The organism is Novosphingobium sp. (genome assembly GCF_031424035.1).
Lineage (GTDB): Bacteria > Pseudomonadota > Alphaproteobacteria > Sphingomonadales > Sphingomonadaceae > Novosphingobium.
On record NZ_JANPGP010000010.1, the window covers coordinates 1 to 11,583 of the forward strand.

Here is an 11,583-nt window from a genome sequence, read left to right on the forward strand (position 1 = left end):
CCAGCCGCACGCCGCCGGCAGTGAGTTCGCTGCTGGTATTGCCCGAGGCACGGCGGATCAGCGCGCGCAGGCGGGCGATCAGCTCTTCGGTCTGGAATGGCTTGGCGAGGTAATCGTCAGCGCCGGCATCAAGCCCGGCGACCTTGTCGGACCAGGAATCGCGCGCGGTGAGCACCAGCACCGGGAACTTGCGGCCTTCCTTGCGCCACATGCCCAGCACGGTCAGCCCGTCAATCTCTGGCAGGCCGAGATCGAGCACGACGGCATCGTATTCCTCGGTCGACCCGAGGAAATGGCCGTCCTCGCCATCAGTCGAAAGATCGACGGCATAGCCGGTCTGTTCCAGCGTGGTCTTGAGCTGCTTGCCGAGAGTAGGTTCGTCCTCGACGATCAGGATGCGCATCGCGTTATTCCCGCCTTTCCGGTTGTGGGCCGAGAGTATTTTCGTGCAATGCGGGATAAGAAATTTCGCGTCAATGCCGCGAACGAATCTCTCCCGAGCGGGCATCGACATCCACGAAGGAAACGCGCCCGTCCCTGATGAACTTCAGGCGATAGGCCATCGCCACCGGATCGTATTCGGGGCCAAGATACTGCGCTCCGCGCATGGTCGGAAGCACCCGTCCCTCGATATCGCGCAGCGACAGGACATTGCCGGCGCGCATTTCCTTGCGCACCAGCCCTTGCTCCTCGCCGGGTTTGGCCCGAGCAACTGGGGAGGCAATCGGCGCGGCAAGAACCGCGAGCGACGCCAGAGCGAGAAGAGTGTTGCGAACCATGGCGCCTCATTACGCAGGCGCTTTTGAACATCAAGTGAATGCCGCGTGCAGGCTGCACTCAGCGGGTCATCTCGTACTTGACCGTCAGAGTGGCCGAAGTGCCGACGACGCCGGGTTCGATCGGGGTGACGCGCGATGCCGAAACAGCGATGGCATCCATCTCGCCCTTGTACTGGGGCCGCGAGGCGTAAGTCTCGGACACTTCGAGCAGGCGGACATCGCGATAACCGGCCAGCGAGGCCAGTCTGCGGGCGCGAGCCTGAGCGCTGTTGAACGCTGCCTTGCGCGCATCGTCGCGGGCACCCTTGTCGTTCTCCAGCATGAATGACGGGCCGTTCACGTTGTTCGCCCCCGCCGCGATGAGCGCGTCGAGCGCCGAACCGATGCGACCGATGTTGCGCAGCTTCACGTTCACCTGATTGGTCACGTCATAGCCGAGGAAGGTGGGAGTCTGGCCGTCATTGCGGTACTGATACTGCGGGTTGATGCTGAAATTGCTGGTCTGAACGTCTTCGCGCGCCACGCCGATCTGCCGCAGGCGGGCCACGATCGCGTCCATCTTCTCGGCGTTCTGCCGCGCCGCTGCATCGGCCTGCATCGCCCGCGTGGTGACGCCAGCGGTGACCGTCGCCATGTCCGGCTTGGCGTTGGAAGTTTCGGTAACCGTCAGCTCGACCACCGGCCCCTGCGAAACGATCTGGATTTCCGCAGCATGAGCCGGGAGCGCCGCCGCCATGGCAACGGCGGAAAGCAGGGTGAAGTTCTTCATGGGGTAGGTCCTCGAGGATGGGTAACACCGGCAGGAACGGGCAGGCACCAGCGAAGTTCCCTCAGGCGTTCACCAGCCGCTCGACGTAAGCCTCGCGGATCGCAGCGGTTATTGCGCCAGGGCGGCCATCGGCGATTGGACGGCCATCCACTTCGACCACTGGCAAGATCAGCGCGCTCGCGGCGGAAGAGAACGCTTCGCGGGCGCCGAACAGTTCGACCGAAGTGAACGGCCGTTCCTCAACCGCGATCCCCATGCCCCGCGCGATTTCCAAGACGCAAATGCGAGTGACGCCGGGAAGTACTCCGTGCGTCACCGGGTGTGAAACAAGCACCCCGCGCGCATCGATGATGTGCGCGTTCGAGCTGGTGCCTTCGGTGATGTGGCCATCATCGACCAACCAGGCGTCGTCGAGGCCGGCTGCCCTCGCCTCTTCCTTCATCAGGACGGCATAGAGCAACTGCGTGGTCTTCGCCGAACGCAGGGTCCAGCGGGCTTCGGGCTTCAAAGCGATCCGCATGCCGCGCGACACCAGCGGATGATCGACGACAGCGCCCGACTGCGTGAAAACGATCCGCGTGGGCGAGGGTGGTGGCTGGGTAGAGAGGAAATCGCGGTCGCCCGAAGTTCCGCCGGTGACTTGCAGGTAAACCCGCCCCTCGGTCACGCCGTTGCGCGTCACAGCGTCGGCAAAGACTGCCGCCCAGTCGGTGTCGTCGGCGATCATCGCGGTGCCAAGCGATCCGCCCAGCCGCGCCATGTGATAGGCCACGTTGCACAGCCGTCCGCCGATCACGGGGACGACCTCATAAACGCTCTGCGAAAAGAGCAGCCCGCGATCGAAGACCGAAACCTTGGCTTCGGACTCGTCGAACCACTCACCGTTGATCCATACCTTGCGCATGTCCGACCCTTCCCCCGCCCGGCGGCCCCTGTCAACGCGCGGCTTGTCAATAGCGGCCCAAGCCCATAGGGCGCGCTCATCATGGCAGCACCGATCCTCTCCTACGAAGGCCTCAGCCTGCACCAAGGCTCTGGCTGGCTGTTTTCCGACCTTGACCTCACCATCGGCGACCGCGACCGGTTGGCGCTGATCGGGCGCAACGGCGCGGGCAAGACCACCCTCCTCAAGCTGATTGCCGGCAAGATCGAGGCGGACAAGGGCACACGCTCGCAGCGCCCCGGGCTCAATATCGTCATGCTGGAACAGGACCCGTTCTTCACCGGCTTTGACACGCTGATGGACTTCGCGCTTTCGGGCAAGGATGCCCCGCCCCGGCACGAAGTGGAATCGATCGCCGGGCAGCTCGGTATCGACATGGACCGCCCGGCGGACAGCGCCAGTGGCGGTGAACGACGCCGCGCTGCCCTCGCCCGCGCGCTGGCTCAGGATCCTGACCTGCTGCTGCTGGACGAGCCGACCAACCACCTTGATCTCGCCGCAATCGACTGGCTGGAATCCTGGCTCAACCGCTTCAAGGGTGCCTTCGTGGTGATCAGCCATGACCGTACCTTCCTCACCCGCCTGACCCGCTCGACGTGGTGGCTGGAACGCACAATCCTGCGGCGCAAGGATGTCGGTTTCGGCGGCTACGAAGCTTGGGAAGACGAAGTTTTTGCCGAAGAAGCCCGCGTTGCCGCCAAGATGGACGCGCAGCTGAAGATCGAGGCGCACTGGCTGGCGCGCGGCGTTACCGCGCGGCGCAAACGCAATCAGGGCCGCCTCGCCAAGCTTTACGAGATGCGCGCCCAACGGGCTGCCCTGCTCTCGCCGCAGGGCGTGGCGAAGATGCAACTCGCCAGTGATGACGTGAAGACCAAGTCGGTGATCACCGCCGACAAGGTAAGCAAGAGCTTCGGGGGCCGCCCGATCATCAAGGATTTCAGCCTGCGCATCCAGCGCGGAGACCGCATCGGCATTGTCGGATCGAACGGCGCGGGCAAGACGACGCTGCTCAAGCTGCTGACTGGCGAACTGGAGCCTGATGAGGGCAAGATCACGCTCGCCAAGACGCTGTCGGGCGTGATGATCGACCAGCAGCGGAGCCTGCTCAGCCCCGAAAAGAAACTGCGCGACGTGCTGGCCGAAGGCGGCGACTGGGTCGACGTGCGCGGGGTGCGCAAGCACGTGCAGGGTTACCTCAAGGACTTCCTGTTCGATCCCGGCCTGGTCGATGCCCGCGTCGGCACGCTATCGGGCGGCGAGCGATCACGCCTGCTACTCGCGCGCGAATTCGCGCGGTTCTCGAACCTGCTGGTGCTTGATGAGCCGACTAACGACCTCGACCTCGAAACGCTCGACCTGCTGCAGGAGGTGATCGCGGACTATGACGGCACCGTGCTGATCGTCAGCCATGACCGTGACTTCCTTGACCGCACGGTCACGGTGACGCTTGGCCTCGATGGCTCGGGCAAGGTCGACATCGTCGCCGGCGGTTATGCCGACTGGCAGAAGCAGCGCCAGAAGCCCTCGGCAGCACCGGTGAAGGCCGCCAAGTCGGCAGAACCCGCCCCCGCCGCCGCTCCGCCCAAGCAGCAAAAGGCCAAGCTGACCTACAAGGACCAGCGCGATTACGAGTTGCTGCCCGCCCGCGTCGAGGAATTGTCCGCGCAAATTGCCCGCGATGAGGCATTGCTGGCCGACCCGGCGCTTTACACCCGCGATCCGGCGAAATTTGCCGCGCTGACCAAGGCGATAGACACCGCCCGCGCCGAAAAGGACGCGGCGGAAGAGCGCTGGCTCGAACTGGCGGAACTGGTCGAGGGCTGATTACCCCTCCACCCCCGACTGCGTCGGCGGTCCCCCTCCCCATTTGCACTTCGTGAAAATGGAGAGGATCTTGAGACCTTTCGATCCTCTCCATTTTTGCGCAGCACAAATGGGGAGGTGGCAGCGCGAAGCGCTGACGGAGGGGTTTCTTACCCCTTCAACCTCGCCGCAATCCGTTCGTTGATCCGCTGTTCGAGCAGCGACAGCGGCATGATGCCTTCGCGCAGCACGTCGTGGAACCACGGCAGGGTGAACTTGTCACCCAGCGCCGCCTGCGCCCGTGCGCGCAGTTCGAGCCACTTGTTGTGGCCGATCTTGTACGAACAGGCTTGCCCGCCAGAGGTGCAATAGCGCTCAACCTCGCGCAGCCCGCGTCCGCGCGCGAAGCCGGTCGTGGCAACGAGATAGTCGGCGGCCTTCTCGCGGCTCCAGCGCTTGTGGTGCAGGCCGGTATCAACCACCAGCCGCGCCGCGCGGAACAGGAACGATTGCAGGTATCCGGCGCTCTCGATTCCCGAATAGGCGCCCAGTTCGTCGGCAAGCTGCTCTGAATACAGCGCCCAGCCCTCGCCATAGGCCGAGATGAACACGTTGCGCAGATAGTCCGGCAAGGCCCCCGCCGCATTGACGTAGGACAGCTGCAAATGATGGCCCGGCAGACCTTCGTGATAGGTCAGCGATGGCAGCTGGTACTTGGGCCAGTCCGCCGTGTCCTTCAGGTTGATCCAGTAAATCGCCGGGCGCGAGCCATCCATCGGCGCGCGGTAGTAATAGCCATTCGAGGCACCGTCCTGGATTTCAGCGGGCACACGCCGGATCTCGAGCGGCTTGCGCGGCACATCGTTGAACGCCTGCGGCAACCGCGCCCACATCGCCTCGACCCCGGCGTTGAGCCCGTCGATCAGTTCCTTTCGGCCGGCATCGGTGTTCGGGTAGACTTGATCGGCCCGCGCATTGAGCGCCGTCAGCCGGTCGCCAACTGAACCTGTCGTCAGGCCCGCGCCCTTCAGGATAACTTCCAGCCGCGCGGTGAGGTCTGCGACTTGCTCCAGCCCGATGGCGTGGACTTCATCCGGCGTCATGTTGGTCGTTGTCGCGCTGGCCAGCGCTTCGGCATAAAGCTCCGCCCCGCGCGGCAGGCGCCAGAAGCCATCGCCAGCCGGCGTCGTCTTGCGCAGCCGTTCGACCAGCGCGATCTGCCGGTCGAGCGCCGGATAGACGCTCTTTTCGACAATGGCAGCGGCTTCGGCGGACCAGTTTCCGGCAATGCCCTTGGCCTTTGCCCGGTCGGCCAGCGAGCGGGTCAGCGTATTGGCCTCCGCCGCCGGCTGGCGCAGCTTGCGCATCTGTCCCAGCGCCAGATCGAGCGACCAGCCCGGTGCGACATAGCCGCGCGCCGCTTCCGATTTCTGCAGCGCCGTATCGTTGTCCAGCGCTGTCGCAAAAGCAGCAAGCCGGCTCAGGTAAGCCGTGCCATCCGCCGCCGATTCCACCGGGTGCACGCTGCCGAGGAAATCGGGAATGCTGAAATAGGCGCCGCCGTTCTGGGCGATCACATAGGGCCGCTGCACCGAGCGCAAGCCGAACGTCTGCGGCACGACCGCGCGTTCATTGAGGTACAGCGCAGTGGCCAGTTGCAGCTTGCCCTGCTCCGAAAGTCCGGCCGCATTAAAGGTACGCAGCGAAGCCAACGCCGCCCTATCTCGCGCATCGGAGCGGGCACGGCCTGCCTTGCTGCTATCATCCAGCCGCCCGCGCAGACCTGCACGCAATCCCTTGTCGAGCGCCAACTGGGTCGCGGTGGTCGGGCTGTGATCGACATCCGAATTGAACAGCTTGTCCAGCAGCGCCATCAACCGGGCATCGGCACTGCCGGGCTTGGCCGCCGCCAGTGCGCTCGACGCGCTGGCCAGCAGAATTGTCGAAGCACTCGCACCAGCGAGGAAATGGCGGCGTTCCATGGGATGACCTTTCGCGCGGAAATATTCTGCGCCGGGGATGGCATACCCGGGGGGCCGGTCTCCAAGCTGTTCGTCGATCCGGATGGGCTTTTAGGCGATGCGGTAGAAGTCCGCGACCCGCTGCAGAGCGATCTTCAGCACCAGCTTGCCGCTGCGCACCGGCCAGTCGAGCGCCTTTTCCGCGATCGGCAGCGTTTCCCCGGCGCAGACCACGCGCCACAGCACGTCCTCCAGCCCTGAACCCGCCGCCGCAATCGCGCCGTCGAAGCGCTGCTTGGCGGCAATCTGGCGTTCGTTCAGTGTCAGGCCACTGTCTGGCCCGCCCTTGATGCGCACGGCATCCCAGCGCATCGTCAACCCCTGAGAAAGCTGCGCACGCTCCCAATCAGCGCGCAGCAATTCACCTGCCGCGAACAGCCGGTCGCTGAGGTGGCCGCGCGAATGGAGCCATGTCAGCGGACTTTCGGCAAGGTTGACCGTAACACTGCGGCCGCCCCGGCGCGGCGCCTTGGGCGACGGGCCTTCGCTGGTCAGTTCACGTTCGACAAGGCTGCGCTGCATGATGGTTTCTCCTCAGAATCGCTGCGGGGAACGCTTGCCAAATGCGGTTGGTTGTAGGAAAGAGAAAAACCAATCTGGTTATCGAGCGAGCAGCCATGATCAACCGCATCCGTGACATCCGCCGCGAAAAGGGCCTGACCCTGGCCGAAGTGGCCGAGCGTTGCCGTCCCGCCACCACCGCGCAAACCATTGGCCGGCTGGAAACGGGGATGCGGCAATTGTCGCTGACCTGGATGAACCGCATTGCTGCCGCGCTGGGCGTTGATCCCGAATTGCTGGTTCGCGCCGATCAGTCGACTCAACCGCAAGTCATAGCCCGGCTTGGCGAACAGGGCGCCGAAGCACTGCACGCGCCGCGCGACGCAATTCTGCCGACAGCGCTGGGCGCGGAGGGTCTGCTCATGGCCATGGTGGTCGAGGCGTCTTGCGGGGAATACCGCAGCGGTGACCAGATCTGGTTCCGGCAAGTGGACGAGGCAGACTGGCCACGCTGTATCAACCGCGACGTGCTGGTGCCACGCCCCGGTGGCCGCTTCGCCTTTGGCCGGATGATCGACCGTGACAGGCGGCGCATCGCCCTGTTCCCGCCAGGAGCCGGTCAGCGGCAAGTCGTGGTCGACAATGCCGCATGGGTGGCGGCGGCGGAAATGCTGGTGCGCAAACTGTGACTTGCCGCGTCCTGTCGATCTCGACTCTGTTTCCCAGCTCTGCCCGGCCCGGTTTCGGGCTATTCGTAGCGCGCCAGTTCGATTCCGTCGCGGCGCGGGGGGACGTGGAACTTGAACTGATTTGCCCGGTTGCCCGGCCTGTGTGGCCTCTGTCGATGCTCCGCGCGCCCTCCCCCGGACACTTCACCCAGCCATCGGATCGCACCGCCGCGTTTCCGGTGCATTACGTTCCTTTCAGCAACATTCCGGCGATCAGCACGCGCTGGAACCCGGCGCTGATCGCCCGCGCCGTCTTGCCGCTGGCGCGGCGGCTCCATGCGGAACGTTCCTTCGATGTTGTCGACGCGCAGTTCTTTTTCCCGGAAGGACCAGCCGCCGCTCGGATCGCCAGGGAGCTCGGGCTGCCGCTGTCAATAACGGCGCGCGGGTCCGACGTTCACTTGTGGGGCCAGGACCGCGCCGCGCGTCCGCAGATCCTTGAGGCGGCAAAACAGGCCGCCGGAATACGCGCAGTTTCCGCAGCGCTGCGCGCCGACATGATCGCGCTGGGCATGCCTGAAGAGCGCATCGAGGTGCATTACACCGGGCTCGACCACAGCCGCTTCAAGCCCGTCCCGCGCGGCGAGGCGAGAGCGACAATCGCAGCTGATGCCGGGCTGGGCGTCAGTGCGGAAGGGCCGCTTTTCGTTGCGGTCGGCAACCTGATCCCGCTGAAAGGTCAAGCCCTCGCCATTGAGGCCTTGTCCGGCCTGCCCGAGGCTCAGCTGGTTATCGCTGGTCAAGGTCCCGAACGCGCGGCCCTTGCCATGAAGGCGGCGGAACTGGGTGTGGGCGACAGGGTAATCTTCGCCGGATCGCTCGCGCCGGACACGCTGGCCCTGTTGCTCTCCGCCGCCGACGCCATGGTCCTGCCGTCAGAACGCGAAGGTCTGGCCAACGCCTGGGTCGAGGCGCTGGCCTGCGGCACGCCGATCGTCATCCCTGACGTCGGCGGTGCGCGCGAAGTGGTCTGCGATCCCTCGGCCGGCCGGCTCGCGGCGCGAAATCCCGCCGCCATTGCCGGAGCGATGGCTGACCTGCTGGCCAATCCGCCTACGCAGGCCGCGGTCGCCGCCAATGCCGCGCGGTTCAGCTGGGAGGCAAATGCCGCCCAGATCGCCGCACATTACCAGCGGATTGCTGCGGACTAACTCTGTTCGCGGGCGAGCCGTTCCTGCTTGTCGAGTGCAGTTTCCTGCTCGACGAAGCTGGTCGGCGTGACTTTCAGCCAGATCAGGATCGGCGCGGCCATATAGATCGAGCTGTAGGTTCCGACGAAGATGCCCAGCGTGATCGCAGCGGTGAAGCCGAAGATCACGTTCGGACCGAGCAGCAGCAGCGCGAGCAGCGTGATAAGCACCGACAGCGAAGTCACGATTGTGCGTGACAGCGTTTCGTTGACCGACAGGTCAAGCAGCTCCGGAATCGGCATCTTGCGATACTTCTTCAGGTTCTCACGAATGCGGTCATAGACCACGATCGTATCGTTCAGCGAATAGCCGATCAGGGTCAACAAGGCGGCGACGATGTTGAGATCAAACTCCATCTGCGTCAGTGCAAACATTCCGAGCGTCAAGGTCACGTCATGGGCGAGCGCAAACAATGCGCCCACGCCGAATTGCCATTCGAAGCGGAACCAGATGTAGGCTGCTACCGCCAGCGCCGCAAAGCCGAGCGCCTGGAACGCGATCCAGCCAAGCTCCTTGGAGACCTTGCCGGACACCGAATCTACGCCGTCGATCCGCGCATCGGGGTGCGCTGCCTTGATGGCCGCAGTTATCTTTTTGGCCATGGCATCAGCAAGTGCCGGATCGGCCTCGGACCCTTCGGGCAGCTTCATGCGGATCGACACTTCATTCGGCTTGCCGAATTCCTGAATCGTCGGTTCGCCATAGCCAAGCTTGGCCACCTCTTCGCGCAGCGAATCCACCGGCGCGGCAGCCGACTGAACGAAGGTTGTCCGGATCATCTGGCCGCCGATGAAATCGACGCCCATGTTCAGGCCCTTGTGAAAGACAAGGAAGAGGCTGGCCGACATCAGCAGCAGCGAGATGACGTAAAACGGCACCCGCCACCGCAGGAAGCGGATATTGGTGTTGTCTGGAACGAGCTTGAGGAGTTTCATCTTGGCCGTTCCTTAGAGATTCAGGTCCGCGGGTCGCGCTTTGCGGACCCAGCCAGCGACCCACATGCGAGTCAGCGTGACGGCGGTGAACACCGAAGTGACGATGCCAATCAGCAGCACAATTGCGAAGCCGCGGATCGGGCCGGTGCCGAAATAGGCCATCAGCACGGCGGCAATGACGTTGGTCATGTTGGCATCGAAAATCGCGCGGCTGGCTTCCTTGTAGCCGGTTTCGATAGCCTGGATGACCCGCCTGCCCCTCGCCCGCTCTTCGCGGATGCGCTCGTTGATCAGCACGTTGGCATCGACCGCCGCACCGATGGTCAGCACGAAGCCGGCGATACCGGGCAGCGTCAGCGTAGTGTTGGCTATCGCCATCACGCCAAGAATCATCAGAGTGTTCACGATCAGGCCGACGTTGGCATAGATGCCGAAGCGGCCATAAGTCGCTATCATGAAGGCCATCAGCGCCGCCGTGCCGACCATGAAGGCGATCAGGCCCTTGCGGATCGATTCGGCGCCAAGGTCAGGTCCGACAGTCCGCTCTTCAACCACCTTGAGATCGACCGGCAGAGCGCCCGAACGCAGGTTGATCGCCAGCTGGTTTGCGCCTTCGACAGTGAATCCGCCGGAAATCTGCGCCGACCCACCAAGGATCGGTTCGTTGATGTTCGGGGCGGACAGCACCTTGCCATCGAGGATGATGGCGAAGGGCTTGTTGACATTCTCGCTGGTCAGCTTGGCGAACTTGGAGCCGCCCTGCTGGTCGAAGGTGATCGACACGACTGCCTGGTTGGTCTGCTGATCGTTCGACTGGACCGCGTTGGTCAGCTGATCCCCCTTGATGCCGCCATAGCGTTTCACCGCGATGCCAGGCGAACCGAACTTCGAGGGATCGGCATAGGGCACGAACTGACTGCCCGGAGGGGCAATGCCCTTGGCCAGATCGTCAGCCAGCGCGGTCTGATCGACGAGTTTGAATTCGAGCTTGGCGGTCTGGCCGAGCTGGGCTTTCAGTGCTCCCGGATCCTTGAGGCCCGGCACCTGCACAACAATGCGATCCGCGCCCTGGCGGATGATCGTCGGTTCGCGGGTGCCGAGCGCGTCGATACGCTTGCGCACGACTTCGACCGCGGTGTCCATGGCTTGGCCGATCGCGGTATCGATACCCTTAGCGGTCGGCGTGAGGACGATGCGGTTGCCCTCAACCACCTGGAAGTCCCATTCGCGGGTTCCCGCACCATTGCTGTTGAGCAAGGGCTCGATCTGGGCGCGCGCCTTGTCGACCTGAGACGCTTCGGCGAGGAGGAAATTCACATTGCCGTCGCGGGTCGAAATGTCGCCGATGCGAATCTGCGGATCGGCACGGCGGAGGCGGTTCTGGACGTCCTCTTCCATATTATCGAGCCGCTGGCGGCGCACCTGATCGGCATCCGCCTCAAGCAGGATGTGGCTGCCGCCGGCCAGATCGAGACCTAGATTGATCTTCTGGCTGGGCAGCGCCTTGGGCCAATCAAGGCTGCCCAGATTGAACATCGAAGGCAGGGCCGCAGCGATGAGGATCGCTGTCAGACCCCAATAGAAGATCTGTTTCCAGCGCGAGAATTCAAGCATCTGTCAGGGTCCGCCGATCAATCGTTCGCTGCGCCGGGGGGCGGCACGATATCGGCGATGGTCGAGCGAACGGCCTTCACCTTGACACCCTGACCGAGTTCGAGTTCGACGTAATTGTCGTCGACTTTCAGAACCTTGCCGATAAATCCGCCACCGGTGACGACCTGATCGCCCTTCTTGATGCTGGCGATCTTGTCGCGCAGCTGCTTCTGATTACGCATCTGCGGACGCAGGATGAGGAACCAGAAGATCAGGAACATGAACACCAGCGGCAGGAAGCTGGTCCAGGCGGGAGGG

General features: G+C 63.9%; 12 protein-coding genes. 3 read left to right on the plus strand and 9 right to left on the minus strand.

Annotated features, from left to right (window positions below; translation table 11 throughout):
* From RMO89_RS00730 to RMO89_RS00745, 4 genes are all read right to left on the minus strand, one after another.
* The coding region (locus RMO89_RS00730; protein ID WP_310530609.1) for a response regulator transcription factor at window positions 1–403 on the minus strand (403 nt) is incomplete at its 3' end.
* Between the two features lie 70 nt (window positions 404–473).
* Window positions 474–779, minus strand: coding sequence for a hypothetical protein (locus RMO89_RS00735; protein ID WP_310530610.1), 306 nt, complete (start codon window positions 777–779; stop codon window positions 474–476).
* A gap of 58 nt (window positions 780–837) precedes the next feature.
* Entirely contained in the window at window positions 838–1,548 is a 711-nt protein-coding gene (locus RMO89_RS00740) for an SIMPL domain-containing protein (protein WP_310530612.1), read from the minus strand.
* Window positions 1,549–1,609: 61 nt separating this feature from the next.
* Window positions 1,610–2,452, minus strand: a complete 843-nt coding sequence (locus RMO89_RS00745; RefSeq protein ID WP_310530613.1) for an aminotransferase class IV — start codon at window positions 2,450–2,452, stop codon at window positions 1,610–1,612.
* 81 nt (window positions 2,453–2,533) lie between these two features.
* Between RMO89_RS00745 and RMO89_RS00750 the strand changes: the two genes are divergently transcribed.
* The gene (locus tag RMO89_RS00750) at window positions 2,534–4,318 is read left to right on the plus strand and encodes an ATP-binding cassette domain-containing protein (RefSeq protein ID WP_310530614.1); all 1,785 of its coding nucleotides are present in this window, start codon (window positions 2,534–2,536) and stop codon (window positions 4,316–4,318) included.
* A 149-nt stretch (window positions 4,319–4,467) separates the two neighbouring features.
* On the opposite strand, the gene RMO89_RS00755 is transcribed toward RMO89_RS00750, so the two are convergent.
* Together RMO89_RS00755 and RMO89_RS00760 are read right to left on the minus strand one after the other, a co-directional pair.
* A complete protein-coding gene (locus tag RMO89_RS00755) occupies window positions 4,468–6,279 on the minus strand; it encodes a DUF885 family protein (RefSeq protein WP_310530616.1) in 1,812 nt (603 codons plus the stop codon).
* A 90-nt stretch (window positions 6,280–6,369) separates the two neighbouring features.
* Entirely contained in the window at window positions 6,370–6,840 is a 471-nt protein-coding gene (locus tag RMO89_RS00760; RefSeq protein WP_310530617.1) for a DUF6456 domain-containing protein, read from the minus strand.
* Between the two features lie 95 nt (window positions 6,841–6,935).
* Here RMO89_RS00760 and RMO89_RS00765 point away from each other — a divergent pair, with 95 nt between their 5' ends.
* The gene (locus RMO89_RS00765) at window positions 6,936–7,508 is read left to right on the plus strand and encodes a helix-turn-helix transcriptional regulator (RefSeq protein WP_310530618.1); all 573 of its coding nucleotides are present in this window, start codon (window positions 6,936–6,938) and stop codon (window positions 7,506–7,508) included.
* Complete coding sequence (locus RMO89_RS00770; protein ID WP_310530619.1) at window positions 7,469–8,698, plus strand: glycosyltransferase; 1,230 nt, start codon at window positions 7,469–7,471, stop codon at window positions 8,696–8,698. Before RMO89_RS00765 ends, RMO89_RS00770 begins: the two co-directional genes overlap by 40 nt.
* On the opposite strand, the gene secF is transcribed toward RMO89_RS00770, so the two are convergent.
* From secF to yajC, 3 genes are all read right to left on the minus strand, one after another.
* Window positions 8,695–9,672: a protein translocase subunit SecF gene (secF, locus tag RMO89_RS00775; RefSeq protein WP_310530621.1), complete on the minus strand. Its 978-nt coding sequence runs from the start codon at window positions 9,670–9,672 to the stop codon at window positions 8,695–8,697. The two genes, RMO89_RS00770 and secF, sit on opposite strands and share 4 nt — an antisense overlap.
* A gap of 12 nt (window positions 9,673–9,684) precedes the next feature.
* Window positions 9,685–11,286: a protein translocase subunit SecD gene (gene secD / locus RMO89_RS00780; RefSeq protein ID WP_310530623.1), complete on the minus strand. Its 1,602-nt coding sequence runs from the start codon at window positions 11,284–11,286 to the stop codon at window positions 9,685–9,687.
* 17 nt (window positions 11,287–11,303) lie between these two features.
* The coding region (gene yajC / locus RMO89_RS00785) for a preprotein translocase subunit YajC (protein WP_310530625.1) at window positions 11,304–11,583 on the minus strand (280 nt) is incomplete at its 5' end.